Genomic DNA, 24,305 nt, shown 5'->3' on the forward strand with positions numbered 1-24,305 from the left:
GGCAGAGTCCAACGATACCAAAGATTCAAACTGCCCGCTGCGCGAGTGGCACAGCGGGCAGGTCCGCAGCGATCAGCCGAACAGCTTGTTGGCGGTCTTGGCGATGAGTTCGCCCTGGTGGCGGGCGCCGCCCAGGTCCTTCTCGCTCGGCTGGCGCTGGCCCTGGCCGCCGGCGATGGTGGTGGCGCCGTAAGGGCTGCCGCCGACGATCTCGTCCAGCGTCATCTGTTCCTGGTAGCTGTACGGCAGACCGACGATGGTCATGCCGAAGTGGAGCAGATTGGTGATGATCGAGAACAGCGTGGCTTCCTGGCCGCCGTGCTGGGTCGCGGTGGAGGTAAACGCACCGCCCACCTTGCCGTTGAGCGCGCCGCGCGCCCACAAGCTGCCGGTCTGGTCGAGGAAGGCCGCCATCTGGCCGGGCATGCGGCCGTAGCGGGTCGGTGCGCCGACGATGATGGCGTCGTAGTGTTCCAGCTCGGCCACCGTGGCGATCGGCGCGGCCTGGTCGAGCTTGAAGTGGGCGCCCTTGGCGACGTCTTCCGGGACGGTCTCGGGAACCCGCTTGACGTCAACCGTCGCGCCCGCGCTGCGCGCGCCTTCGGCGACCGCGTTCGCCATCGTCTCGATGTGGCCATACGACGAGTAATACAGTACCAGTACTTTTGCCATCGACTTCCTCCATGTGTGGGATTCGGAACAGCCATTGTAGCGACAATGGCCGAATGCCGTTCCTCCAGACTTGTGCAACGCTGGTCGAAATTGCCTAAACCTGCTCGCTGCTGGATTCCTGCTTCACCGGGGCCGGTTTCACGCCGTGCCCGCGCACGGCGCCAGCGCCTGCCCCTCCACAGGCTGTCGCGGTAGAACTCACCGCCATTGTTTCAAGGTTAACGGCCGCATTGACATCGCGGTCGTGGACCGTCCCGCAGCCCGGGCAGGTCCACTGCCTCGTGCCCAGGTCGAGCTTCTCCAGCATGTGGCCGCAGATCGAGCACGTCTTGCTGCTCGGGTACCAGCGGCCGGCCACCACCACCCGGCCACCGCGCCACGCCGCCTTGTAGTCCAGCTGGCGGCGCAGTTCATGGAAACCCATGTCGGCGATCGCGCGCGCCAGGCGCCGGTTGCCCAGCATGCCCTTGACGTTCAGGTCCTCGATGCCGATGGTGTGGAAGCGCCGCGCGATGCTGCTGGTGAGCTGGTGCAAGGCGTTGCTGCGCAGGTGGCCGATCTTCGCGTGCAGCCGGCTCAGCTTCAGTTTCGCCTTGGCCCGGTTGCGCGAGCCCTTGACCTTGCGCGAGAGGGAGCGCGACAGCCGGCGCAGCCACCCGAGCAGGGATCGGAGCGCCTTCGGCCCGGTCCACACTTCGCCGTTCGACAGGGTCGCCAGCGCCGCCACCCCGAGGTCGACCCCGACCGCGCCTTGGTTGTCGGCGGGCAGCAGGTGCGTTTCCTCTGCGGTATCGACCGTGATGCTGGCGTACCAGTGCCCGGCAGAGCGCGAGACGGTGGCCGAGACGATGCGGCCGGCAAAGCGCAGGCTTTCGCGCATGCGAACAGGGCCCAGCTTCGGGATCTGGATGCGTTTGCCGTCGATGCGGAACTGGTCGTTGGTCAAGGTAAAACGGTCGTGCCGTCCCTTCTTGCGGAACTTCGGGTAGCGCGCGCGGCGCGCGAAGAAATTCTTGAAGGCCTCGCCGAGCTGGATGATCGCCATCTGCGGCGCATTCTTGGTCACCTCGAGCATCCAGGGGAACTGCTCGCGCTTGATGGCGTTGAGCTGGCGCCGCAGCGCCAGCTGCGACGGCGCCGGCAGGGCGGGGTTGGCCTTGCACGCCTCGTATTGTCTCTGCCACTCGGCCAGGGCCCAGTTGTAGGCGAAGCGGGCGACGCCGGCCGCGCGCGCCAGGTACGTGGCCTGGGCGTTGTTGGGGTCGAGCCGGATGCGGTGCGCGATCAGCACTGCGCCTCCTGAACGGCGCGGCGCACCCCGTCGATCAGCTTCTTGTTCCGGTGGCTTCGGCTGCCGTACAGCCGTGCAGAAAAGACGGTGATGATCTCCAGCACGTCGCTGGCCAGGTCTTCCTCAAAGCTGCTGTCCTCGCCCCGGTTGATGATGACGACCTCGACCTGTTTTGCCTCGCAGACGGCGAATACCAACTCGGCGCCGAAGCGCAGGAGGCAATCCTTGTGGGTCAGCACCAGGCGTCCGGCCGTGCCTGCCAGGATCGCCTCGAGTAGCCGGGCCAGGCCTTTCTTGTGGTAGTTCATGCCCGAGCCAAGGTCGGCGATCGTTTCGAAGGACCAGCCCTGGCTTGCGCAGTACAGTTCGAGCACCCGCTTTTGCCGTTCCAGGTCGGCGCGCTGGTCGTGACTGGAGACGCGCGCATAGGCGATCGTCTGGCGCGGCGCCGGCGCGCCATGGGCGAACCGGGGGCATAGGGCCGCCAGGTCGTAGCGGCGCTGGCCGCCCTCGGTGCGCACTGGCACGAGGCGTCCACTCGTTTCCCAGCGCCGCAGCGTGCTGGCCGAGACACCAAGCGCCTTGGCGGCGACTCTGATCGAAACAAGCTTGCTCATATTGCATAAGACCGCGCAACAATGAGCAAGTTCGGGCTGACTGTAAAAAGCCCGTTTTCGCAAACACATGGAGCGGTCAGGCGCCCCGCCTGCGCGCCCTACTGCCTCAGGCGGATCAGATCCAGTAGATGAAGGCGGCCAGCGCGACGACCAGCGCCACGCGGGTGATGTTGTAGGCGGTCTTGTTCCAGGCCTTGAAGCGGCGGCGGTATTGGCCGGCATAGAAGGAGATGCGGAACAGCTTGCTCACCAGGCCAACCTGGTCGCCGGTTTCGTTCGGCGAGGCGGCGGCGGTCATCACGGTGCGGCCGAACCAGCGGTTGAAGGCCTGCATCCAGCGGTAGCGCATCGGGCGCTCGACGTCGCAGAACAGGATCACGCGGTCGCTCTCGCTGCCGTTGATCGCCCAGTGGATATAGGTCTCGTCGAACACCACGCCCTGGCCGTCGCGCCAGCTGTGGCGCTCGCCGTCGACGTCGATGAAGCAGCGGTCGTCGTTCGGCGTGGCCAGGCCCAGGTGGTAGCGCATCGAGCCGGCGAACGGGTCGCGGTGCGGATTGAGCTTGCCGCCCGGCGGCAGCTCGGCGAACATCGCCGCCTTGACCGAAGGAATCGATTGCAGCAGCGCGTAGGTTTGCGGGCACAGGCGCTCGGCCGACGGGTGGCTGGCGTCATACCACTTGAGGTAGAAGCGCTTCCAGCCGTTCTTGAAGAAGGAATTGAAGCCGGCATCGTCGTTCTGCTCGGCCGCCTTGATCTTCTTGAGCGCGAGCAGGTTCTCGGCTTCGGCGCGGATGATCGGCCAGTTCTCTTGCAGGCGCGCCAGTTCCGGGAACTCGCTGACCGGGATGAAGGGCGTGTTCGGGACCTTCGAGAACTTGTGCATGAAGAGATTGATCGGCGCCATGAACGACGAGTGGTCGAAGATCTGGCGACGCAGCGGCAGGCGCACGCGCCCGCGGAAATGGATGTGCAGGATAGACAGAACATAGAAACCCACCACGACCCACTTCATCACATCCTCCATCGCAGCCATGCAAGCGGCTGACCTACTTGATCAAGGACGCAGGATACCACATCGGCTGTTGGGCCGTGGCGGCCCCGCCGACGCGCTGGGGAGCGGGAATGGCGCCGGCAGACGGGCCGGACGGCCCGTCTGCCGGCGCGGGCGGTGGCAAGACCGCCAGGAAAATGTCAGTGCAGTACCGACGTCATCGCATACCCTTTTTCGGCGATCTGGCCGTTGAGGTTATCGATGTCGAAATCCTCGATCTGGTCGGCGTCGTCATCGACCTCGAAGGCGCGGGCTTCGATCTCCCAATCGGTATTGGTGGCTTCTTCGGGAATGTTCTTCGCTTCGGGCACGGCCAGGTACGAGAACTTGCCGTCGTGCTCGGCTCTGCGGTAAATATCCAGGCGCATAGTCATTTTCCTCTATTCAATGCACGCTTTCCGGATGAAAGCGCGCAGCTCCACAGTAGAAGATCAAGTGGCCCTAGTCTGTTATCTGCCGAACACTTAAACAGGCTCGTCAGCGCGCGGGATGGTGTCCAAGCACGCGCGCGGGCAGCATGACGATCGCGCGCAGCAGGCTGAACACGGCATCGACGCCGATGCCCAGCAGGCGAAACGGCAGCAACAGCAGCCACACCACAGGATACAGCACGAGGGCAATCAGCGCGATTGGCCAGCAAAGGAACAGCAGCACCAGCCAGGCCAGGAAACTCAGCATCGTCTTTCTCCATGAAGAAGCATCATGAGGAATATATGCCGAACGAGGTCGTGGGGCCAGCGGCGTGCGATGAATGGGGGAAATGGCGGCCCGAACGGTCGCCGGAAAGGATGAGCGGACCGCCCGGTCCGCCCATGGTTGCCACATCAGGCGAAGCTGGCTGCTTCCTCGACCGCCGGCGCCTGCGCCGCGGTTTGCGCTTCCTCGGCCACAACCTCGACCTGGATCGACGCCTGCAGCGATGGGATCGAGCCGCCGGCGCGGTAGGCGAGCGAGATGCGCAGCAGGTCGCCAGCCTCGACCTCGAGCGGACGGTGCAGCGGCAGGGTCATGTAGTGGTTGAGCCAGTCGATCGTGGCCGCCTGCTCCTGCACGATGGCCAGCACGTTCTTGGTCACGAAACGCATCGCGTTCAGGGTGCCGCCCTGCTCCACCACGAGCGCGCCTTCCCAGGCGATCAGGCTGTCGACCGGCTGGCTGAAATCGAGGATGCTGTACACGGCGGGCTGGGCCAGCTCGACCGTGCCTGGCTGGACCACGCCGGTTTCCTGGAACTGGACGATCGGGGCGTAGAAGCCGTCGAAGTCATACGCCTGCTGGATCGGCTGGGCCGCCATGATCACGGCTTCCGGCATGAACAGCGGCAGCGGGCCGCCGAATTTGGCCAGGTAGCGGCGCTTGAACGATTCGATCACCTCGACCTGCTTTTCGCGCAGCATGCCGACGTGGATCATCTCGCAGATCACGACATCGACCGGTTCCGGCGGCAGGTAGTCGAAGGCGTCGGCATGGATCACCTCGACCTTGTCGCCGTTCGGATTCATCGCCAGGAAGCGGCGCGCCTCCTGCACCATGTCCGGGTTGAACTCGACGCAGTACACCTTCGAGGCACTCTGGGCAGCGAAGAAGGACAGCACGCCGGTGCCGCCGCCCAGCTCCAGCACTTTCGCGCCGGGGAACACGGAATAATGGATGGCGTTCTTGAAGTTGTGCATCCGGTTCTGGTCCATCAGCATATTGTGATGGTAGTGGACTGGAATGAACTGCCCCAGGTAGCAGCTTTCGATTTCGCGTTCGTTGAGCATGGGTATCCTTGTTGGTCGGTGGTCGTTTAACCGTGGAACCATTATGAACACCATTGCCCTCACGCAATTGGTCGAGCTAACTACGTTTTACCGCCCAATTCACGATTGAATTGTCATTCAGGCAGGATCAGCGGGCAGCGCCGGTCAGTGCCCTGGCCAGCTCGTCGCGCCCCGCCTGCGCGGCGATCCCGGCCGCGGTATGCCCTTCCGTGTTCTTCAGCGCGGTGTCGGCGCCGCGCGCGACCAGGAGCCGCGCGGTCTTGTCATTCCCTTCGCGCGCCGCCAGCATCAGCGGCGTGAAGGCGCCGCTGGCGCGCGGCGACACGGCGTCGAGCGTGGCGCCGCGCTCGATCAGCAATTGCACGATCCTGTCGTCGCCGCTGGCGGCGGCGTAGTGCAGCGCGGTCCAGCCCGGCTGATTGACCCTGGCGCCCTTGTCCAGCAGCGCGCGGACGACCTCTTCGTTGCGCTTGAAGGCGGCCATCATCAGCGCCGTATTGCCATTGATCGCCTTGCGCTCGAGATCGGTGCCCGGATGGCGCAGCAGTTCACCGATCACCTCGCGCGCACCTTCGCGGATCGCCAGCACCAGGGCCGGCTCGCCGCCCAGGGGATTGAGTTCGTTGGCATTGACGACCGCGCCGACCATCTTGCGCACCGTACTGGCGTCATCCATCTGCACCGCGCGGAAGAACGAGCTCACCTGCTGCGGCGTGGGCGGCTCCACGGCGTGGGCGCCGGCGACTGCGGCAAACAGCAAACTGGCGGCAAGCAGGCGGCGGATCGGCATGGGTCAGCTCCTGGCGGTCGTGAACAACTTGAAGAAATTCTCGCTGGTGCGCTCGGCCACCTCGCGCAGCGAGACGCCCTTGAGCGTGGCGATGTACTCGGCCACGTGGGCCACATAGCCCGGCTCGTTCATCCGGCCGCGGAACGGCACCGGCGCGAGATACGGCGAATCGGTCTCGATCAGCATGCGCTCGAGCGGCACGGCCTGCGCCACCGCTTGAAGCTCCTTGGCGCTCTTGAAGGTGACGATGCCCGAGAACGAGATATAAAAGCCCTGGGCCATGGCGGCCTCGGCCACGGCCAGCGATTCGGTGAAGCAATGCATGACGCCGGCCACGCCGCCCGCGTCCGTGCCGGCGCCCTCTTCCTTCATCAGGCGGATCGTGTCCTCGCTGGCGGCGCGGGTGTGGATGATCAAGGGCTTGCGGGTCTCGCGCGAAGCGCGGATGTGCACGCGGAAGCGCTCGCGCTGCCATTCCAGATCGCCTTCGAGGCGGTAGTAATCCAGGCCGGTCTCGCCGATGGCGACGATCTTCGGATGGTCCGCCAGCTCGACGAGTTGCGCCACGGTCGGTTCCGGCGTGTCTGCGTAGTCGGGATGGACCCCGACCGAGGCGAAGATATGCGGATACTGCTCGGCCAGCGCGAGCACCTGCGGAAAGTCAGGCAGGTCCACCGACACGCACAGCGCGTGCGTCACCTTGTTCTCGGCCATCTTGGCCAGGACTTCGGGCATGCGCGCTGCCAGTTCCGGGAAATTGATATGGCAATGGGAATCGATATACATCCCGCCATTGTAAAGCCAGCTGACGGGGAGCGCCATGCGGGCCGCTCCCCCAACAATTACTTGATCGAAAAACGAACGCTCACCGCCTTCTTGTCCGCAAAGGTGATGGCCGCGACCGCCTTGCTGCCAGGGGCGAGCCTGGCGTCGCCCTTCGCGACCAGCGTGTTGTTCGCGCCTGCCACGAGCGGCAGTTGGGACTTTTGCGCGCCGTTCAACACGGTCAGGGTGCCGGTGGCGCCCGCGGTCGGCAAGTCCTTGCCGTGGTCGTCGACGTGAATGGTGGCGCCGCCGTCTTTGGTAACGAGTTCGAACGACAGGTCGCCCGCGCTTTGCACGATGCCGCCATGCTTGGGCTTGGCCTCGTGCGCGAGGACGTTGCCCGACAGGACGATGCTGGCCGCCAGGGCCGCTACTGCAAGGATGTTTTTCATTTGATGCTCCAGAAAACCGTGGCGGCTGACAATGGGCGCCGCCACTTGGCCCATGTAAATCAATAGCTGTCGCCGCCTTTTTCCGCCAGCAGGCGCTCGAGCGGGCGGCGTCCCACCTTCCAGAAGATCAGTGGCGTCAACAGCGAATCGAGCAAGGTGGAACTGATCAGCCCACCGAAGATCACGACCGCGACCGGATGCAGGATTTCCTTGCCCGGAGCATCCGCGGCCAACAGCAGGGGCGTCAGTGCGAAGGCCGCGACGAGCGCCGTCATCAGGACCGGCGTCAGGCGTTCGATCGAGCCGCGCACGATCATGGGCCAGCCGAACGTCTCGCCCTCGAACTTGCAGAGGTTGATGTAATGGCTCACCTTGAGGATGCCGTTGCGTGTCGCGATGCCGGCCAGCGTGATGAAGCCGACCATCGAGGCGACCGACAAGGACACGCCCGCGATCCACATCGCGACGACGCTGCCGACCAGGGCGAACGGAATATTTCCCATGATGACGAGCGCAAGCGTCGACGAGCGGTAGCGCGAATAGAGCACAAGGAAGATCAGTACGAGCGATCCCAGCGACAGGCCCACGATCAGTTGCTGCGCCTGTTCCTGTGCCTGGAACTGCCCTTCGACACTGACGAAGTAGCCGCCCGGGAGCTGGCTGGCGGCAACCGTCTTGCGCACGTCGTCGATAATGCGCGACATGTTGGAACCGTCGGTATTTGCGTAGACGACAATCCGGCGGCGCCCGTTCTCGCGGCCAATCTGGTTGGGACCGTCGCCTTCTTCGACAGTGGCCACGCTCGAGAGCGGAATCTGCCCCGCGGGCGTGGTGAGCATCACGCGTGCCAAGTCCTGCGGCGTGCGGTCGACGTCGGCCAGACGCACGACCAGATCGAAGCGCCGTGCGCCGTCAATGACCTGGGTGACGCGCGTGCCCTCAGCCAAGGCCTGTAGCGCCTGCAGCACATCGCCCGCCGCGAGGCCGTATTGCGCCGCCTTGCGGTAATCGATCCGCACCTTGATCTGCGGGATCAGGACCTGCCGCTCCACCGACAGGTCGACCAGGCCCGGCACCGCGCGCAGGCGGCCCTGCAGGCCGTCGGCCAGGCCGCGCAGCGTATCGATGTCGTCGCCGTAGATCTTCAGGGCGACCTGGGCGCGCACGCCGGAGAGCAGATGGTCGAGGCGGTGCGAGATCGGCTGGCCGATCGCGACCGAGGCGGGAATCACCGACAGCTGGTTGCGGATGCTCGCCATGATTTCTTCCCGCGAGCGCTCGGACGATTTCAGATCGACATCGATCTCTGCCGAGTGCACGCCCTCGGCGTGCTCATCCAGTTCGGCACGGCCCGTGCGGCGCCCGACCTTCGTTACTTCCGGCACTTGGGCGATCAGGGTCTCGGCAAGGGAGCCCATGCGGTTCGCCTCCGCCAATGAGGTACCCGGCGTGAAGGTCATGCCCATGACCAGCGAGCCTTCGTTAAACGACGGCAGGAAGGCGCGCGGGAAGAACGGCACGGACGCCGCGGCCGCCAGCACCGCGATCAGGGCCACGGCCAGCAGCATGCGGATGCGCGGCAATGACCAGTGCAGGGCGGCCGTGTCCCAGGCCTTGATGCGGCGCACGATCGGGCTGTCGCCGCGGTGCAGGCGCTTCATCTTCGGCAGCAGGTAGTAGGCCAGTGCCGGGGTCACGGTCATGGACACCAGCATCGAGGCCAGGATCGAGGTGATGTAGGCAATGCCCAACGGTGCAAACAGCCGGCCCTCGATGCCGGGCAAGGCGAACAGCGGCACGAACACAAGCACGACGATCACCGTCGCGTAGACGATGCCCGAGCGCACCTCGACCGAGGCATGCCAGATGGTTTCCAGCACCGAGTGGCCGCTTTCCTGGCGCTGCTTGAGGCGGCGCACGATGTTCTCCACGTCCACCACGGCATCATCGACCAGTTCGCCGATCGCGATGGCCAGCCCGCCCAGCGTCATCACGTTGATCGACTGGCCGAGCAGGTGGAAGGCCAGCGCCGTCATGGCCAGCGACAGCGGAATGGCGACCAGCGAGATCAGGGTCGTGCGCGCGCTGAGCAGGAAGGCGAACAGGATGATCGCGACCAGGATCGCGCCGTCGCGCAGGGCCTCGACCACGTTGCCGATGGAAGCGTCGATGAAATTCGCCTGGCGGAACAGGACCACCGGCTTCGAGATGCCGGCCGGAAGACCTTGTTTCAGCTCCGCCAGCGCGGTCTCGATGTCGCGCGTCAGGCGCACGGTGTCGGCGGCGGGTTGCTTCTGCACGCTGACGATCACGGCCGGCTTGCCGTTCAGGCCGGCGTCGCCGCGCTTGAAGGCGGGCGCGTAGCGCACGCCGGCCACCTGTTCGAGCAGCACCGGCGCGCCATCGCGATAGGCGACCGCCAGGCCCTTGACGTCGTCCAGGCGGTTGGTCCGGCCCAGGTTGCGGATCAGGTATTCGCGGTTGTTCAGGTCGACGAAGCCGCCACTGGTGTTGGAGGCAAAGCCGCGCAGCGCCGTCGTCACCTGCTCCAGCGATACATTGAATTGCGCCATGCGCGCCGTATCCGGCTCGACGCGCAGCTGGCGCACGTCGCCGCCGATCGGGATGACCTGCGACACGCCCGGAATCGAGAGCAGGCGCGGCCGCAAGACGAAATCGGCATACTCGCGCGCCTTCATCGGATCGGTCCTGGCGACATCGATCGGCAAGGCGATCAGCATGATCTCGCCCATGATCGACGACACCGGCCCCATGACCGGCGAAATATTCCCGGGCAGCTGCTCCTTGACCAGCGTGATCCGCTCGGATACCAGCTGCCGGTTGCGGTAGATATCGGTTCCCCAGTCGAACTCGGCGTACACGATGGACAGGCCGACACCCGACACCGAACGGACGCGCGTGACGCCGGGCATGCCGTTGAGCGACGTCTCGATCGGGAAGGACACCAGCTGCTCGACCTCTTCCGGGGCCATGCCGCCGGCTTCGGTCAGCACGGTGACGACCGGCTTGTTCAGATCGGGGAACACATCCACCGGGGTACGCCATGCGGTCATGGCGCCGTAAACCATCAGCATCGCCGCCGCCGCCAGGACGAACAGGCGGTTGCGCAGGCTGAAGCGAACGATTGAATCAAACATGGATGGTCACCTAATCTGGTTGATCAGGGAGGTCCCCGTGACCACCACCCGGTTATCGGGGCTGAGCCCCTTGGTGACGACGACAGTGCGCGCGTCGAGCGCGGTCGCCTCCACCGGCAGGGCGATGAAACGCTGTGCGCCGGACTTGATCCAGACCACCGTCTCATTGGCCGGGTTGCGCGCCAGCGCCGCGGCCGGCAAGGCAATGCCCTTGACCGTCGTATCGAGCCTGGCCAGCACCGTCACCGGCTGGCCCACGGCCAGGTCGAGCGCCGTGCCGCGCGCACGGAAATTGATCGGCACTGCGCCGGCACGCAGCGCGCGCGCGCCGCCCAGCAGGGTCAGCTCGACATCCGGCATGCCGGCGAGCGTGGCGGCGCGGATCTTGCGCGCGATCGCCACATCGGGCGACATGGCCTCGATCACCATGCGCTGCGGATCGACGATCTCAAACAGCACGTCGCGCGATTCGACGATCTGGCCGTTCAGCACCGCTGCGCTGGCGATCACGCCACCCGCAGGGGCCACGATCGCCTCGGCGCCGCCGATCGAACGGGCCACCGCGCGTTCCTGGCCGACGGTCGCGGCCAGTTCGGCCCGGGCGGCTTCGATTTCCCTGGCCGGCACCACGCCTTCGAGCGATGTCAGGCGCTCCACGCGCTTTTCCAGCAGGGCGCGGTTGGCGCGCAGCGCGGCCAGTTGCGCGGCCTGGTTGCCCCGCTCGATCGCGCCGCCCACCGGCTGCAGGCGCGCCAGCATCTGGCCCTTGACGACGCGCTGTCCGGCAACCGGCAAGCCATTCGGACCCGGCGCGATCTGGCCCGCGAACGGCGCCTGCACCCGTCCGCCCGCATTCGGGTCGATGCCTGCGCGCCCGTTCAATTGCACGGTGCGCGCATATTCCCCCTCCTTGACCATCAGGGTGCGCACGCCCATGCGGCGCTGCGCCAGCTTGGGAACGTTGACGCTGCCATCGGGCAGTCGCGCCAGTCCACCGGCGCTGGCCGTGGACTGGCCGTCCAAATGCTCGCCGTTCGGGCCATGCGCGCCGGGCGCGGCCAGCACGAACGTTGCGAACAGGCCGGCGCTCAGGCCGGCGATCATGCGTTGTGTGATGGTCATGTCAGATTTCCTTCGCGTGGCGGCGGCGTCGTACAACGACCATTGCGGCAGCAGCCAGGACAAGCGCTACAGTCCCGGCCAGCAGCCAGCGGCGCTCGAACCCGTGCCCGTGTCCGTGGTCATCAAGCGCTTCGGTGACCGTGAGCGTGCCCTCGAGCAGATCGCTTTCCTCACCTGCGACCAGGGTGAACAGCAGCGCATGGGCGCCCGGCGCGGAGATGGCGGCCACCAGCTTCGGGTCGTCGATCGCGTAGTCGCCCAGGTCGGGGTGGAACGTGGCCTGCGCCGTCAAGTCCCGGTACTGGACCTCGAGGACGGCGCCCAGCACCGGCTCGTTCGTTTCATAGCGGTCGATCATGATCGACAGTTCGCCGCCGGATAGATGGCCGACCAGTTCGAACGCTTCCGTGAAGGTTTCGACGCTGGGGGCGGACGATGCGGCGCCGCCGGCGCTCGCCGGGCCGTCGAGGTGTTCGCCGTCGGGTCCGTGGGCTCCGGGGCCGGCGAACGCCGACGACATGAGCAGCATGGCGGTCAATAACAGGTGCAGATATTTCATGGAAGGATTCCCAAGGCTTGATTGAGTTGGGCATGCGCGAACCCGAGCGCGACTTGTTGCCGTGCGACGGCGACCTCGGCCTCGTGGCCGAGTGCGCGTGAACGGAGCAGCTCGGCAAGGCCTTTTTCACCATGGCGGAAGGCTTTGTCGAACAGCGCGGTGTGCTCGCGCAGCGCGCTGGCGCGCGCCGTGGCGTTTTCCAGCGCGGCGCGCGCATGCGCCAGCCGTTCCCTGGCGACCTCGACGTCGGCCTCGGCATTGGCCTGGGCCTCGGCCGCCTCGGCGGCGGCGGTCGCGATCACGGTGTGGGCCTGGGCTTCGGCCGGCCGGTTGCGTGCGGCGCTGCCGAGCGGGATCTGCAGGGCGACGCCGATGCTGTCGGCGGGCCGTCGCAGCAGCCTTTCTTCCTCCCGGCGAACCGCCACGGCAATGGTCGGCGGCGCCGAGCGCGATGCCGCGGCAAGGCGCAGCGCCGCCTGCGCGCGCAACTCGGAAGCCTGCGCCGCCGCCAGGCGCGGATTGGCCGCGACCGCGCGTTCGGCGAGCGGCTCGGGGTCGAGCGGGGGCAGGTCGGACAGGCCGGTCAGGACGCGATAGCGCGCCAGCGCCTCGCTCGCCGCGGTGCGGGCCGCGCCGACGTCGATCCGGGCCGCGAGGACTTCCTGCTGGGCGAGCAGCCCGTCGCTGCGCGCCAGGTCGCCGGCCGCGACCCGTTGCTGCACCTCGTCAAGGAGTTCTTCGAGATGCACCAGGTGATCCTGCTTCTCCTCCAGGGCGACCCGGGCGGCGGCCGCTTCCCACATGCGCGCGCGTACCAGGCCGGCAACCACAAGGCGCGTGGCGCCGAGATGGGCCGCGACTTCTTCCAGGCTGCGCGCGGCCAGCGCTTCGCGGGCGCTCTTCTGGCCCGGCAGGTAGAACGATGACGACACCGAGATCTCGGATTCGCGCTGGTCGCGGTCAAGCGACCCCTGGTCCGCACGCCGCGACAGGCCGAGCGTCGGGCTGGCGGCAAGCCACGAAGCGGCGATGTCGCGCGCCGCGGCGGCTTCGGCCTGGCGGGCGTCCAGCGTGCGGGCGGCGGGCGCGCGCTGCCACGCGCGCTCGACGGCGAGTTGTAAGGTGGCGCCGGGTGCGGCCGGCGCCGCGGGCGCGGCGATGACCTGGCATGACAGGCCGAGGGCGGCGCCGACAAGGTAAAGGGACAGGCGGCAGGTGCGCATGTGTGCTCCATCGGATGACGTTCAAGATCACCGAGGGCGAGCACGTCGGCGCAAGTTGCGTTGCGCCTCGATCTGTCGATTATGCGTGCAGCGATCCCCCGGCAGCGTGGCCGAGGGAGACAGCGGGAGGCCGGTGTGGCCCGTCGAGGAACGGTTCGGGGACCGCGTGGGCGATATAGGGCCCCGGCTCGGAGACGGGCGGTTCCACCGGGAGCACCAGGCGCGGGAAACCGACGCCTACCGGTTGTAACGGCGAGGAATGTTCGTGCGCGTGGTCGAGGGTTGCATCCGGCGCGTCGTAGTGAACGCTGCCGTCGTCCTCGTGATGGTGATGGGGTATGCCCTGGTCGTGCTCCAGCGCGTGCGCGAGCGAGACCGCGCCTGCAACGGGCGGCAAGCCGCCCTGCATGGCGAAACCATACAGGGGCAGGCAAAGCAGCAGGAGGATGTGGACGATCCGGCGCACGGGAATCACTCGGCAAATGTTAAAAAATTATAACAGCTGCCTCAGCCTCCGTCAGTCTGCGACGCGCTTGCCGAGAATGACCAGGTCGCGCTCGATCCCGTCGAGATTGGCCACGCGCGGAAAATTGGCCCAGGTCTCGAAGCCGTACTTGCGGAACAGCGCCAGGCTCGGCTGGTTGTGGCCGAAAATGAAACCCAGCAGGGTATGCACGTTGACCTGGGGCGCGAAGGCGATCGCCAGCTCCAGGCAATAGCGGCCCAATCCCTTGCCGCGCGCGCTTTCTGCGATGTAGATCGACACTTCGGCCGTGCCCGAATACGCCGGACGGCCGTAGAAGTTCGAATACGACAGCCAGCCCAGTACCTCGGGATGCGCGCTCTGGTCGTCGGCATCGTGGATCACCCACAGCGGGCGCCGATCCGGCGTGTGGTCGTCGAACCAGGCTTCGCGCGAGGCGACGGAGACCGGTTCGGTGTCGGCGGTGACTTCGCGCGAGGCGACGGTGGAGTTGTAGATGTCGACGATGACCGGCAGGTCGTCGCGTCGGGCCAGGCGATGGACGTAGGATGGCATGAAACGATAGTGAAGTTACAGGGTATGGGTTGCGCGCGAAGACCGCAACGCCGCGCCGAGGATTTCCTCGATGCGGGCCTTGGCGCGCTGCCCGGCCTCGTCGGCCGGGAAATGCACGCCGATGCCTTGCGCCTTGTTGTTATTGGCGCCGCTCGGGGTGATCCAGGCCACGGTGCCGGCGATCGGGTATTTGTTCGGGTCGTCCATCAGCGCCAGGATCAGGTAGATCTCGTCGCCGATCTTGTAAGGTTTGTTGGTCGGCACGAACATGCCGCCGTTTTTCAGAAACGGCATGTAGGCCGCGTACAGCGCCGCCTTTTCCTTGATCGCCAGCGACAGCACCGACGGCCGCGGGGCCTGGGCTGGGTTCGTCTCTGGCTGGGTGACGCTCATCGTGGTCCTTTCATGTGCAGCAAGCAGTGTACTCAAGCAGCATATCTTCGACAAACAATTTTGCCGACAAAGGATGATCCGCCACAGCCCGCCGCTCGTTCACGGCCTTGACGACGCGCAGCAGCCCCTGCGTCTGGACGCGGCCGGCCAGCGCCGCCACCTCCTTCTGGTAGCGCGGATAGTAGCGGAGTTTGCCCGACAATTTGTACGAAAACACATCGTACAGCCAGCGCTGGGTCCAGGCCACCAGGGCCGGCAGTTCCGCCTTGGCCAGCTTCTCGGCGGCGCGCAGCGCCGCATCCGGCGCCGGCCGCGCCAGGAATTGCAGCAGCGCCTCCATGTCGTCGCGGCTGCCGCTGTTCGATTCGGCCAGGGCCGCCAGCGGCGCGCCGCCCTGCTCGCGCAGCCAGCTCTCGGCGTCCGGCACACCCTGCTCGTTGAGCCAGCCCAGGGCGTCGTCGTGCGACGGCATCGGCAGCGCGAACTTGCGGCAGCGCGACAGGATCGTCGGCAGCAGGCGATCCAGGCTGTTGGACGAGAGCAGGAACACGGTGCCGGGCGGCGGTTCTTCGAGCGTCTTGAGCAGCGCGTTCGACGCCGGCATGTTCAGCGCCTCGGCCGGATACAGCACCACCACCCGCAAGCCCTGGCGGTGGGTCGAGATGTTCATGAAATCCGCCAGATTGCGGATCTGCTCGATCTTGATCTCTTTCGACGGCGCCCTGGTCGATTTCGACTTGGCGCCCGTTTCGCCGTCCTCGCCGCCCTCCGGCAAGTCGTCTTCGAACGCCTCGGGCCGCACGCGGCGGTAATCCGGGTGATTGTGCTGGACGAACCAGCCGCACGACGCGCAAGCGTCGCAGGCATGGCCGTCGGGCCGCGGGTTCTCGCACAGCAGCGCCTGGGCAAAGGCTTCGATGAAGTCGGCCTTGCCGGTGCCGGCCGGGCCATGGAACAGGATCGCGTGCGGCATGCGCGCGCGCATCTGCTGCAGCTGGGACCAGGCGGCCCCGTGCCACGGGTACATCGTCACAGCAATTTCTCCAGAACGTGGGCCAGGCTGGCCTGGATATCGGCAATGCTGCGGGTCGAATCGACCACCACGAAACGCGCGGGGAACTGCGCCGCGCGGCGCAGGTATTCGGCGCGGCACTTGGCGAAGAAGTCGGCCTCTTCGCGTTCGAACTTGTCCAGCGTGCGGGTCGCGTCCAGGCGCTGGCGCGCCACCTCGAGCGGCACGTCGAACAGCAAGGTCAGGTCGGGCTGGAGCTCGGGATGCACCCAGGCTTCCAGCGCTTCCATCTTGGCGCGCGGCAGGCCGCGGCCGCCGCTCTGGTAGGCGAAGCTGGCGTCGGTGAAGCGGTCCGACAGCACCCATTTGCCCGCGGCCAGGCTGGGGGCGATGACTTGCGCGATGTGTTCGCGCCGGCTGGCGAACATCAGCAGCGCCTCGGTTTCCAGGTGCATTTTTTCATGCAACAGCAAGTCGCGCAGCTTTTCGCCCAGCGGCGTGCCGCCCGGTTCGCGCGACGAGACGATCTGCTTGCCGCGCGATGCCAGGTAATCGGTGACGAAGCCGATGTGGGTCGATTTCCCGGCCCCATCGATGCCTTCGAAGGTAATGAACTTGCCCTGCATGCGCTGCCTTGATTCTATTAGTGGGACTCGGTGAGTGGCCCGTTGGTGATGCCGCGCTGGAAACGGTTGACCGCCCGGTTATGATCCAGCAAATTGTTCGAGAAGTGGCTGGTGCCGTCGCCGCGCGCCACGAAATACAGCGCCGGGGTCTCGGCCGGCGCGAGCGCCGCGTGCAGAGACTGCAAACCAGGCAACGCGATCGGCGTCGGCGGCAGCCCGCCGCGCGTATAGGTATTGTAAGGGGTATCGGTCAGCAGGTCTTTTTTACGGATCTGGCCCGCATAGGCCTGGCCCATCCCGTAGATCACGGTCGGATCGGTCTGCAGCAGCATGCCGGTGCGCAGGCGGTTGACGAACACGCCGGCGATCATGTTCCGTTCGCTCTTCTGGCCCGTCTCCTTCTCGACGATCGAGGCCATGATCAGGGCTTCGTACGGCGTCTTGTACGGCAGGTCCTTGTTGCGCTTTTCCCAGGCCGCGTTCAGGTGGTCGAGCATGGCCTGGTGCGCGCGGCGGTAGATCTCGATTTCCGACGAGCCCTTGGCGAACAAATAAGTGTCTGGGAAGAACAGGCCTTCCGGATCCTTGAACTCGGTCGAGATCTTGCTCATCAATGCCTGGTCGGAGAGCTTGACCGTGTCGTGCCTGAGGCGGTTGTGCGAACCGATCGCCTCGCGCATCTGGCGGAAGGTCCAGCCTTCGATGATGGTGATCGCTTCTTGCGCGAACTCGCCGCGCACCAACTGGGTCAGCAGGCGGCGCGGGCTGGTATCGGGCTTGAGTTCATAGCTGCCGGCCTTGATGCGGGCGGCGTCGCCCGTCAGGCGTGCCAGCAGCACGAACAGGGTGGGATTGATCGGCACGCCGGCCGCCACCATCTGCTGCGCGCTCGCTGCGACGCCGCTGCCGGCATCGATCGTGAATTCGATCGGCTCGCCGCCCGTGGTGAGCGCGTGCTTGGTCCACCAGGAGAATCCGCCTGCGGCTGCCAGCGTCACCACGACGCCGGTTACGAGTAATTTTTTTATGAATGCCATGTGGTGTGTGCGGATTCAGCGCGGCGGCAGGTGCAGTTTGCGGCGCTCCCGGCGCGATTTCCCCGACAACTCTATAATGAGGCCGTAATGATAAAGCCTAATTGCCAAAATATTTCGGATTTTCATGAGTAACTGGACTGATCACCTCGCCACATACGGCGCACGCTTCCATCCCGACGGAGCCACCCAGGTCGAGGACTTCGGCGCGCCCCTCGATATTGACACGCTCGCGGCGGGTTTTGTCGCCGCCGTCAGCGACCAGGGCCTGATCGCCGTCGCCGGTGAAGAAGCCGCGAAATTCCTGCATGCGCAACTCACTAACGACGTCGAGCACCTGCAGCAAACCGAAGCCCGTTTCGCCGGATTCTGCACGCCGAAAGGCCGCCTGCAGGCCAGCCTGCTGATGTGGCGCGACCCTGACGCCGGCCTTGATACCATCTATTTGCAGCTGCCGCGCGCGATCCAGGCGCCGCTGCAAAAACGCCTGTCGATGTTTGTGCTGCGCAGCAAAGCCAAGCTGGTCGATGCCACCGACGCAGCGCCGTTCGCGGCCGTGCTCGGCCTTGGCGGCGCCAGGGCGCAGGCGGCACTCGGCCGCTTCGTAAATGCGCTACCCGGCGCGCCGATGGGCAAGACCAGCGGCGCGTTCGGCACCGTGCTGCGCCTGCACGACGCCTTCGGCGCGCCGCGCTACCTGTGGCTCGCGTCAAACGAGGCGGCGAGCGCCGCCCTGCCGATACTGAAACAGGAGCTCGCCCTGGGCGGCAACCAGGCCTGGCGCCTGGCCGCCATCCACGCCGGCGAGCCGCAGGTGGACGCCGCGACGCAGGAACAGTTCGTGCCCCAGATGATCAACCTCGAACTGCTGGGCGGCGTCAATTTCAAGAAAGGCTGCTATCCGGGCCAGGAAATCGTCGCGCGCACCAAATACCTGGGCAAGATCAAGCGCCGCACCACGCTGGCCGGCATCGACGATGCCACGGCGCGTGCCGGCGACGAGGTCTTCTCCACCGCGGACCCGGACCAACCCTGCGGCATGGTGGTCAACGCCGCGCCAAACGGCCGTGGCGGCGCCGATGCGCTGGTCGAGATCAAGCTGGCGGCGCTGGGAGAAGAGGTGCGCCTGGGTTCGGCCGCCGGCGCGCCGCTGCGTTTCCTGCCCATGCCCTACAGCCTCGACGCGATCGACGACTAGCGATGGTCGACTTCTACGTCTACTACAAGGTGCGCAGCGTCGATGCCTCCCGGCTGGCGCCGCTGGTGCACGCCATGGCCCGCCGCCTGGAGCTGGACGCCGGCGTGCGGGTCGCGCTCAAGCGCCGCCCCGAAGACAAGGACGGCCTGCAGACCTGGATGGAAATCTATCCGGGCGTGACGGAGGACTTCGACGAGGTGCTGGCGCGGGCGGTCGGCGAGGCCGGCATCGACGCCCTGCTCGCCGGGCCGCGCCGCCTTGAAATTTTCACGGACCTGCCGCCATGTGCCTGATCGTCTTCGCCTGGCACGTCGTTCCCGGCGTGCCCGTCATCGCTGCGGCCAACCGCGACGAATTCTATGACCGCCCCGCCACGCCGGCCGGTCCCTGGCCGCATGCGCCGCACGTGATCGCGGGGCGCGACCTGCAGGGCGGCGGCAGCTGGATGGGCGTGTCGCTCACCGGCCCCAACGGCCCGCGCTTCGCGGCGCTGACCAATATCCGGGGCCCCGAAGAACGCCGCACCGACGCCCCGTCGCGCGGCGCGCTGGTGGCCGACTACCTGCGCGGCGAGCTCGATGCGGCGGCCTACGTGGCCGAACTGGCGGCGCGCCCCGACCTGTACAACGGCTACAACCTGGTGCTGGGCGACCGCGAGTCGCTGTACTGGTACTCGAACCGCGGCAAGACCGACCCGCACAACGGCCAGCCATTGCCACGGGGCCGCATCTACGGCATCTCGAACGGCCTGCTGGACACGCCCTGGCCCAAGGTGCTGCGCACCAAGGCGCAGTTCGCGAGCCTCTTGTGCCAGGGCGCGCCCGAGGATGCCTACTTCGAGATGCTGGCCGACACCACGCCCGCGCCGGACGTGCGGCTGCCCGAGACCGGCGTGCCGATCGAGATGGAGCGCATGCTGTCGCCGGTATGCATCGAGTCGCCCGAATACGGCACGCGCACCTCGACCGTGGTCAAGCTGTATCACGATGCGGCGCCGGAGCTGCATGAGCGGGTGGTGCAGCCGGGGGTCGTGGCTGCGGCGTGATTCGTCGTCGCGATGACGCGAACGAACCTGGGTTCCCGCCTGCGCGGGAACGACGTTTCGGGGCACGTGGCTACGTTGAACAGGATCGTCAGCGCCAGCACGTCGTTCCCGCGCAGGCGGGAACCCAAGCCAGCCTGCGCATCGGCGCATATCATCCCCGTGAACGTCAGCGTCGCCCTTTCATCCCGCCTTCAAAATTTGGCGTCGCGATGACGCGAACGAACTTGGGTTCCCGCCTTCGCGGGAACGACGTTTCGGGGCACGTGGCAACGTTGAGCAGGATCGTTAGCGCCAGCACGTCGTTCCCGCGAAGGCGGGAACCCAAGCCAGCCGGCGCATCGGCACAGAATCGTCCCCGTGAACGTCAGCGTCGCCCTTTCATCCCCGCCTTCAAAATTTCCTTCAGATGCGGCGTCGCCGCATACGGATCCGCCGGCTGGCGCGCATGCACCAAAGCGTCCATGCGCTCGGCCACCGCGCCCAGCGCCTGCGGGTGCGAGAACACGTAGAACCGCCCCTCGCGGATCGCCTCGAACGTCAGCCGCGCCACGTCCGCCGCCGACACCTTGCCGGAACCTACCGCCTTTTCGGTGAGCGCCTGCGCCGCCATCTGGCTCGCGGTCATGATTTCGTCGGTGCGCAATTCGTCCGGCCGGTGGCGGTGCGATTGCGCGATCGCGGTCGGGATGAAATACGGGCACAGCACCGAGGCGCCGATCGGCGCATCGACCAGCTTGAGGTCGTGGTACAGAGTCTCGGTGAGCGACACCACCGCATGCTTGGATACGTTGTAGACGCCCAGCGCCGGCGAATTGAGTAGACCCGCCATCGAGGCGGTGTTGACGATCCAGCCGCGGTAACCCGGATCCTGCGCTGCGCACTCGAGCATCGTGCGGGTGAACACGCGCACGCCGTGGATCACGCCCCACAGGTTCACGCCCAGTACCCATTCCCAGTCTTCCTCGGAATTTTCCCACACCAGGCCGCCCGCGCCGACGCCGGCGTTGTTGAACACCAGGTGCACCGCACCGAACCGCGCCATCGCCGAATCGGCCAGTTCCTGCACGTGCTGGCCTTTGCGCACGTCGCACACCATGGCCAGCACCTCGGTGCGCTTCGCCAGTTCATCGGCCGCCTTTTCGAGGGCCTTGGGCTGGACGTCGGCCAGCACCAGCTTCATGCCAAGGCCAGCGGCCAGGTTCGCGAACTCGCGCCCCAGGCCGCTGGCGGCGCCGGTAATGGCCGCAACCTTTCCGTGAAACTCGTCCATCTCCACCCCTCCCTCTCGTCAAACCAGACCGCGGTCACACCGCCGTCACCCCGCCATCCACCGCCAGCACCTGGCCGGTGATGTGCTTGCCGGCATCCGAGGCGAACAGCACCACGGCGCCCTTCAGGTCTTCGTCGTCGCCCAGGCGCTTGAGCGGCGCCGCGGCCGCCAAGCCGTCGGCGCCGTAGGCAGCAAGCACGCCCTTCGTCATTTTCGATGGAAAGAAGCCCGGCGCGATCGAATTGACCGTGATGCCGTAGCGCCCCCACTCGCCAGCAAGCGTCCGGGTGAAATTTACCACCGCGCCCTTGGACGTGTTGTACGCCAGCGTCTGCATCGCATCGGGCGGGTTGCCGGCCAGGCCGGCAATCGACGAGATATTGACGATGCGGCCGTAACGGCGCGGAATCATCGACAGCTTGCCGACCGCCTGCGACACCAGGAAGATCGCGCGCACGTTCAGGTTCATCACCTTGTCCCAGGCCTCGAGCGGAAAGTCCTCGGCCGGCGCGCCCCAGGTGGCGCCCGCGTTGTTGACCAGGATGTCGACCTGCCCGAGGCGCGCGATCGCGGCCTCGACCAGCGCCTGCGCCTGGCCCGGGTCGGACAGGTCCCCCGCGAAGCTGCTGGCCTCGATGCCGAGCGCCTGCAGTTGGGCAACGGCTGCATCGAGCTCTTCCTGCTTGCGCGACGCGATCACCAGGCGCGCGCCCTGCTCGCCGAGCGCCTGCGCCATCTGCAGGCCGAGCCCGCGCGAGCCGCCGGTCACGATGGCGGTCTTGCCCTTCAGTGAAAACAGTTCCTGGGTGGTGCGCATGGGGTCTCCCGGTGGTCGTTAGCGGAAAGCGGCGTTGCTCAGACCTCGTAGTCCATGCACTGGCGCGCTTCACGGATGGCGCCGATGAAGGGCACGACGGCCTGGTGGGTCGGATGCTTGGCGTAAGCCTCGAGCGCGGCGCGGTCGGCGAATTCCGAATACAGCACCACGTCATAGGTCGCCTCGAGGCCGGGCTGGGCCAGGGTCACCTCGAAGGCCAGGATGCCCGGCACGACCGCCGCGCACGCGTCCAGCCGGCGCTTCATCTCGCGCGCATTGGTCGCGCGGTCCGCGCCTTCCGCCTGCTCTTTCAACTTCCACATCACGATGTGCTTGATCATTCCTGTTCCTGTCTATGCATGGTGGGTGAATGCCCTCCCGGCACTTGCCGTGCCGGAAAGCCGGTCGAGGATAGCATAGCGACAGCGTGGCCGTTCGGGACGAAATATCAAATCCATATGCAACGGGATAGGACGATTCTTTCCCCCACGGGATGTAGTCCGACACAAAAAAGCGGGATACCCCAGGCGATCCGTAAGCTGTGCGTAAGGTGGATGCAAGATTCGCGTAAGGTTTCGGGCGCACAGTCATGTCAGCTGACCAACAATCAGCATTTCCGGTTACAAAAAATTAATGACGGAGACATCTATGGCTATCACACCCGGCAATACTGTCGGAGGACAAGCTGCACCGACCTCCACCGGACTCACCAAGGAAGAACGCAAGGTCATCGCCGCCTCTTCCCTGGGCACCGTGTTCGAATGGTATGACTTCTATCTGTACGGCTCGCTCGCTACCATCATCGCCAAGCAGTTCTTCATCGGCGACCCCAACACCACCTTCATCTTCGCGTTATTGGCCTTTGCCGCCGGCTTCATCGTGCGCCCGTTCGGCGCGCTGGTGTTTGGCCGCCTGGGCGACATGATCGGGCGTAAGTACACGTTCCTGGTGACCATCCTGCTGATGGGCGCCTCGACCTTCCTGGTCGGCATCCTGCCGAGCTACGCCCAGATCGGCATCGCGGCGCCGATCATCCTGGTCACGCTGCGTATCCTGCAGGGCCTGGCGCTGGGCGGCGAATACGGCGGCGCCGCCACCTACGTGGCCGAGCACGCGCCGCACGGCAAGCGCGGCCTGTTCACATCCTTCATCCAGACCACGGCCACGATCGGCCTGTTCCTGTCGATCCTGGTCATCCTGGGCACCCGCACCCTGACCGGCGAAGAGGAATTCCAGGCCTGGGGCTGGCGCATTCCCTTCCTGATCTCGGTGATCCTGCTCGGCATCTCGGTCTGGATCCGCCTGTCGATGAACGAGTCGCCGGCCTTCGCCAAGATGAAAGCCGAGGGCAAGACCTCGAAGGCGCCATTGTCCGAAGCCTTCCTCAAGCCCAAGAACGCCAAGGTCGCCCTGCTGGCCCTGCTCGGCCTGACCATGGGCCAGGCCGTGGTGTGGTACACCGGCCAGTTCTACGCCCTGTTCTTCCTGACCAAGACGCTCAAGATCGCCGAGCCCACCGCGAACATCCTGATCGCGATCGCCCTGCTGCTGGCGACCCCGTTCTTCATCGTGTTCGGCGCGCTGTCGGACAAGATCGGGCGCAAGTGGATCATCCTGGGCGGCTGCGTGATCGCCGCCGCCACCTATTTTCCGATCTTCAAGGCCATCACCCACTACGGCAATCCAGCGCTCGAAGCTGCGATCCAGACCTCGCCAGTGGTGGTGGTCGCCGACCCGAACACGTGCAGCTTCCAGATCGACGCCACCGGCACCAAGAAATTCCCGTCCTCGTGCGACATCGCCACGCGCATGCTGACCGCGGCGTCGGTGAGTTACAACCGCGTCGATGCGCCAGCCGGCACGGTCGCCACGATCAGGATCGGCGAGACCGAGTTCCGTTCGTTCAACGCCGTCATGACGCCGGATAACCTGAACTTCGACAAGGCGTCGCTGGCCAGTGAGACGGCGCTCAAGAGCGAAGTGAACGGCGCGCTGAAGGCCGCCGGTTATCCTGAAAAAGCCGATCCGACGCAGATCAACAAGCCGATGCTGGTGCTGTTCCTGTTCATCCTGGTGCTGTACGTGACCATGGTGTACGGCCCGATCGCGGCGATGCTGGTGGAGATGTTCCCGACCCGGATCCGCTATACCTCGATGTCGCTGCCGTATCATATCGGCAACGGCTGGTTCGGCGGCCTGCTGCCGACGACGGCCTTCGCGCTGGTGGCGTTCAAGGGCAATATCTATTACGGACTGTGGTATCCGATCATCATCGCGCTCGTCACCTTCGTCATCGGGGCGCTGTTCGTGCGGGAAACCAAGGACAACAATATCTACGCCAACGACTGAACCCGATGGCGTAGAACGAACAATGCCGCTGGCTCCCCAGCGGCATTTTTTTGAAC

The 24,305-nt window shown here is 66.0% G+C and carries 27 protein-coding genes; 4 read left to right on the forward strand and 23 right to left on the reverse strand.

The genetic code is table 11. From position 1 onward, the window contains the following. Positions 1-72 precede the first annotated feature (72 nt). The 20 genes from wrbA to mltG form a co-directional block, all read right to left on the reverse strand. Positions 73-672, reverse strand: a complete 600-nt coding sequence (wrbA, locus tag ABIB38_RS16125; RefSeq protein ID WP_429205328.1) for an NAD(P)H:quinone oxidoreductase — start codon at positions 670-672, stop codon at positions 73-75. 94 nt (positions 673-766) lie between these two features. Then, complete coding sequence (locus ABIB38_RS16130; protein WP_429205330.1) at positions 767-1,963, reverse strand: RNA-guided endonuclease InsQ/TnpB family protein; 1,197 nt, start codon at positions 1,961-1,963, stop codon at positions 767-769. Beyond that, complete coding sequence (locus ABIB38_RS16135; RefSeq protein ID WP_429205331.1) at positions 1,957-2,580, reverse strand: IS607 family transposase; 624 nt, start codon at positions 2,578-2,580, stop codon at positions 1,957-1,959. Before ABIB38_RS16135 ends, ABIB38_RS16130 begins: the two co-directional genes overlap by 7 nt. 115 nt (positions 2,581-2,695) lie before the next feature. Beyond that, complete coding sequence (gene lpxO / locus ABIB38_RS16140; protein ID WP_429205332.1) at positions 2,696-3,595, reverse strand: lipid A hydroxylase LpxO; 900 nt, start codon at positions 3,593-3,595, stop codon at positions 2,696-2,698. A 179-nt stretch (positions 3,596-3,774) separates the two neighbouring features. Further along, positions 3,775-4,002 carry a DUF6139 family protein gene (locus ABIB38_RS16145; protein ID WP_429205333.1) on the reverse strand — a complete coding sequence of 76 codons (228 nt, stop codon included), beginning with the start codon at positions 4,000-4,002 and terminating at the stop codon, positions 3,775-3,777. 109 nt (positions 4,003-4,111) lie between these two features. Next, on the reverse strand, positions 4,112-4,312 hold the full coding sequence (locus tag ABIB38_RS16150; RefSeq protein ID WP_429205335.1) for a hypothetical protein: 201 nt from the start codon (positions 4,310-4,312) through the stop codon (positions 4,112-4,114). Between the two features lie 146 nt (positions 4,313-4,458). Next, complete coding sequence (locus tag ABIB38_RS16155) at positions 4,459-5,397, reverse strand: methyltransferase domain-containing protein (RefSeq protein WP_429205337.1); 939 nt, start codon at positions 5,395-5,397, stop codon at positions 4,459-4,461. Between the two features lie 127 nt (positions 5,398-5,524). After that, positions 5,525-6,187, reverse strand: coding sequence for an ankyrin repeat domain-containing protein (locus ABIB38_RS16160; RefSeq protein ID WP_429205338.1), 663 nt, complete (start codon positions 6,185-6,187; stop codon positions 5,525-5,527). Positions 6,188-6,190: 3 nt separating this feature from the next. Further along, the gene (locus tag ABIB38_RS16165; RefSeq protein ID WP_429205495.1) at positions 6,191-6,973 is read right to left on the reverse strand and encodes a TatD family hydrolase; all 783 of its coding nucleotides are present in this window, start codon (positions 6,971-6,973) and stop codon (positions 6,191-6,193) included. Between the two features lie 56 nt (positions 6,974-7,029). Further along, positions 7,030-7,404: a hypothetical protein gene (locus ABIB38_RS16170; RefSeq protein WP_429205340.1), complete on the reverse strand. Its 375-nt coding sequence runs from the start codon at positions 7,402-7,404 to the stop codon at positions 7,030-7,032. A 59-nt stretch (positions 7,405-7,463) separates the two neighbouring features. Then, positions 7,464-10,562 (reverse strand): efflux RND transporter permease subunit, encoded by a 3,099-nt coding sequence (locus ABIB38_RS16175; protein WP_429205342.1) that lies wholly within the window; start codon positions 10,560-10,562, stop codon positions 7,464-7,466. 6 nt (positions 10,563-10,568) lie between these two features. After that, a complete protein-coding gene (locus ABIB38_RS16180; protein WP_429205343.1) occupies positions 10,569-11,684 on the reverse strand; it encodes an efflux RND transporter periplasmic adaptor subunit in 1,116 nt (371 codons plus the stop codon). Position 11,685: 1 nt separating this feature from the next. After that, positions 11,686-12,243 (reverse strand): hypothetical protein, encoded by a 558-nt coding sequence (locus ABIB38_RS16185; RefSeq protein WP_429205345.1) that lies wholly within the window; start codon positions 12,241-12,243, stop codon positions 11,686-11,688. After that, on the reverse strand, positions 12,240-13,466 hold the full coding sequence (locus tag ABIB38_RS16190) for a TolC family protein (protein WP_429205347.1): 1,227 nt from the start codon (positions 13,464-13,466) through the stop codon (positions 12,240-12,242). Before ABIB38_RS16190 ends, ABIB38_RS16185 begins: the two co-directional genes overlap by 4 nt. Positions 13,467-13,545: 79 nt before the next feature. Then, positions 13,546-13,932 (reverse strand): hypothetical protein, encoded by a 387-nt coding sequence (locus tag ABIB38_RS16195; RefSeq protein WP_429205349.1) that lies wholly within the window; start codon positions 13,930-13,932, stop codon positions 13,546-13,548. Positions 13,933-13,983: 51 nt separating this feature from the next. After that, positions 13,984-14,505 carry an N-acetyltransferase family protein gene (locus ABIB38_RS16200; protein ID WP_429205351.1) on the reverse strand — a complete coding sequence of 174 codons (522 nt, stop codon included), beginning with the start codon at positions 14,503-14,505 and terminating at the stop codon, positions 13,984-13,986. Between the two features lie 15 nt (positions 14,506-14,520). Further along, positions 14,521-14,898, reverse strand: coding sequence for a PilZ domain-containing protein (locus tag ABIB38_RS16205; protein ID WP_429205353.1), 378 nt, complete (start codon positions 14,896-14,898; stop codon positions 14,521-14,523). A 10-nt stretch (positions 14,899-14,908) separates the two neighbouring features. Further along, a complete protein-coding gene (locus tag ABIB38_RS16210) occupies positions 14,909-15,925 on the reverse strand; it encodes a DNA polymerase III subunit delta' (protein ID WP_429205497.1) in 1,017 nt (338 codons plus the stop codon). Positions 15,926-15,927: 2 nt separating this feature from the next. Next, complete coding sequence (tmk, locus tag ABIB38_RS16215) at positions 15,928-16,536, reverse strand: dTMP kinase (protein ID WP_429205355.1); 609 nt, start codon at positions 16,534-16,536, stop codon at positions 15,928-15,930. A gap of 17 nt (positions 16,537-16,553) precedes the next feature. Beyond that, on the reverse strand, positions 16,554-17,573 hold the full coding sequence (gene mltG, locus ABIB38_RS16220; RefSeq protein WP_429205357.1) for an endolytic transglycosylase MltG: 1,020 nt from the start codon (positions 17,571-17,573) through the stop codon (positions 16,554-16,556). A gap of 124 nt (positions 17,574-17,697) precedes the next feature. Between mltG and ABIB38_RS16225 the strand changes: the two genes are divergently transcribed. Genes ABIB38_RS16225 through ABIB38_RS16235 form a run of 3 tightly spaced genes read left to right on the forward strand, consistent with a single transcriptional unit; the run spans position 17,698 to position 19,813 of the window. Next, positions 17,698-18,768, forward strand: coding sequence for a YgfZ/GcvT domain-containing protein (locus ABIB38_RS16225; RefSeq protein WP_429205359.1), 1,071 nt, complete (start codon positions 17,698-17,700; stop codon positions 18,766-18,768). Between the two features lie 2 nt (positions 18,769-18,770). Next, positions 18,771-19,061 (forward strand): DUF4936 family protein, encoded by a 291-nt coding sequence (locus ABIB38_RS16230; protein ID WP_429205360.1) that lies wholly within the window; start codon positions 18,771-18,773, stop codon positions 19,059-19,061. Beyond that, the gene (locus tag ABIB38_RS16235) at positions 19,052-19,813 is read left to right on the forward strand and encodes an NRDE family protein (RefSeq protein WP_429205361.1); all 762 of its coding nucleotides are present in this window, start codon (positions 19,052-19,054) and stop codon (positions 19,811-19,813) included. The genes ABIB38_RS16230 and ABIB38_RS16235 overlap by 10 nt, the downstream gene beginning before the upstream one ends. A gap of 364 nt (positions 19,814-20,177) precedes the next feature. Here ABIB38_RS16235 and ABIB38_RS16240 read toward each other — a convergent pair whose 3' ends face one another. The 3 genes from ABIB38_RS16240 to ABIB38_RS16250 are packed head-to-tail and all read right to left on the reverse strand — an operon-like array spanning position 20,178 to position 22,241. Beyond that, on the reverse strand, positions 20,178-21,083 hold the full coding sequence (locus ABIB38_RS16240; RefSeq protein ID WP_429205362.1) for an SDR family oxidoreductase: 906 nt from the start codon (positions 21,081-21,083) through the stop codon (positions 20,178-20,180). A gap of 34 nt (positions 21,084-21,117) precedes the next feature. After that, positions 21,118-21,900: an SDR family oxidoreductase gene (locus tag ABIB38_RS16245; protein ID WP_429205363.1), complete on the reverse strand. Its 783-nt coding sequence runs from the start codon at positions 21,898-21,900 to the stop codon at positions 21,118-21,120. Between the two features lie 38 nt (positions 21,901-21,938). Beyond that, on the reverse strand, positions 21,939-22,241 hold the full coding sequence (locus tag ABIB38_RS16250; RefSeq protein ID WP_429205365.1) for a Dabb family protein: 303 nt from the start codon (positions 22,239-22,241) through the stop codon (positions 21,939-21,941). Between the two features lie 292 nt (positions 22,242-22,533). Here ABIB38_RS16250 and ABIB38_RS16255 point away from each other — a divergent pair, with 292 nt between their 5' ends. After that, positions 22,534-24,249, forward strand: a complete 1,716-nt coding sequence (locus ABIB38_RS16255; protein ID WP_429205366.1) for an MFS transporter — start codon at positions 22,534-22,536, stop codon at positions 24,247-24,249. Positions 24,250-24,305 lie beyond the last annotated feature (56 nt).

The sequence above is a fragment of the Massilia sp. UYP11 genome (genome assembly GCF_050434805.1).
Classification (GTDB): domain Bacteria; phylum Pseudomonadota; class Gammaproteobacteria; order Burkholderiales; family Burkholderiaceae_D; genus Telluria.

Excerpts from the sequence above, each read along its gene's own strand:
- tmk (WP_429205355.1), bottom strand. The coding sequence starts at position 16,536 with ATGCAGGGCAAGTTCATTACCTTCGAAGGCATCGATGGGGCCGGGAAA.
- ABIB38_RS16210 (WP_429205497.1), bottom strand. The coding sequence starts at position 15,925 with ATGTACCCGTGGCACGGGGCCGCCTGGTCCCAGCTGCAGCAGATGCGC.
- ABIB38_RS16145 (WP_429205333.1), bottom strand. The coding sequence starts at position 4,002 with ATGCGCCTGGATATTTACCGCAGAGCCGAGCACGACGGCAAGTTCTCG.
- ABIB38_RS16235 (WP_429205361.1), top strand. The coding sequence starts at position 19,052 with ATGTGCCTGATCGTCTTCGCCTGGCACGTCGTTCCCGGCGTGCCCGTC.
- ABIB38_RS16200 (WP_429205351.1), bottom strand. The coding sequence starts at position 14,505 with ATGCCATCCTACGTCCATCGCCTGGCCCGACGCGACGACCTGCCGGTC.
- ABIB38_RS16240 (WP_429205362.1), bottom strand. The coding sequence starts at position 21,083 with ATGGACGAGTTTCACGGAAAGGTTGCGGCCATTACCGGCGCCGCCAGC.
- ABIB38_RS16155 (WP_429205337.1), bottom strand. The coding sequence starts at position 5,397 with ATGCTCAACGAACGCGAAATCGAAAGCTGCTACCTGGGGCAGTTCATT.
- lpxO (WP_429205332.1), bottom strand. The coding sequence starts at position 3,595 with ATGAAGTGGGTCGTGGTGGGTTTCTATGTTCTGTCTATCCTGCACATC.
- ABIB38_RS16250 (WP_429205365.1), bottom strand. The coding sequence starts at position 22,241 with ATGATCAAGCACATCGTGATGTGGAAGTTGAAAGAGCAGGCGGAAGGC.
- ABIB38_RS16245 (WP_429205363.1), bottom strand. The coding sequence starts at position 21,900 with ATGCGCACCACCCAGGAACTGTTTTCACTGAAGGGCAAGACCGCCATC.
- wrbA (WP_429205328.1), bottom strand. The coding sequence starts at position 672 with ATGGCAAAAGTACTGGTACTGTATTACTCGTCGTATGGCCACATCGAG.
- ABIB38_RS16175 (WP_429205342.1), bottom strand. The coding sequence starts at position 10,562 with ATGTTTGATTCAATCGTTCGCTTCAGCCTGCGCAACCGCCTGTTCGTC.
- ABIB38_RS16255 (WP_429205366.1), top strand. The coding sequence starts at position 22,534 with ATGACGGAGACATCTATGGCTATCACACCCGGCAATACTGTCGGAGGA.
- ABIB38_RS16230 (WP_429205360.1), top strand. The coding sequence starts at position 18,771 with ATGGTCGACTTCTACGTCTACTACAAGGTGCGCAGCGTCGATGCCTCC.
- ABIB38_RS16225 (WP_429205359.1), top strand. The coding sequence starts at position 17,698 with ATGAGTAACTGGACTGATCACCTCGCCACATACGGCGCACGCTTCCAT.
- ABIB38_RS16135 (WP_429205331.1), bottom strand. The coding sequence starts at position 2,580 with ATGAGCAAGCTTGTTTCGATCAGAGTCGCCGCCAAGGCGCTTGGTGTC.
- ABIB38_RS16205 (WP_429205353.1), bottom strand. The coding sequence starts at position 14,898 with ATGAGCGTCACCCAGCCAGAGACGAACCCAGCCCAGGCCCCGCGGCCG.
- ABIB38_RS16160 (WP_429205338.1), bottom strand. The coding sequence starts at position 6,187 with ATGCCGATCCGCCGCCTGCTTGCCGCCAGTTTGCTGTTTGCCGCAGTC.
- mltG (WP_429205357.1), bottom strand. The coding sequence starts at position 17,573 with ATGGCATTCATAAAAAAATTACTCGTAACCGGCGTCGTGGTGACGCTG.
- ABIB38_RS16170 (WP_429205340.1), bottom strand. The coding sequence starts at position 7,404 with ATGAAAAACATCCTTGCAGTAGCGGCCCTGGCGGCCAGCATCGTCCTG.
- ABIB38_RS16165 (WP_429205495.1), bottom strand. The coding sequence starts at position 6,973 with ATGTATATCGATTCCCATTGCCATATCAATTTCCCGGAACTGGCAGCG.
- ABIB38_RS16190 (WP_429205347.1), bottom strand. The coding sequence starts at position 13,466 with ATGCGCACCTGCCGCCTGTCCCTTTACCTTGTCGGCGCCGCCCTCGGC.
- ABIB38_RS16185 (WP_429205345.1), bottom strand. The coding sequence starts at position 12,243 with ATGAAATATCTGCACCTGTTATTGACCGCCATGCTGCTCATGTCGTCG.
- ABIB38_RS16180 (WP_429205343.1), bottom strand. The coding sequence starts at position 11,684 with ATGACCATCACACAACGCATGATCGCCGGCCTGAGCGCCGGCCTGTTC.
- ABIB38_RS16150 (WP_429205335.1), bottom strand. The coding sequence starts at position 4,312 with ATGCTGAGTTTCCTGGCCTGGCTGGTGCTGCTGTTCCTTTGCTGGCCA.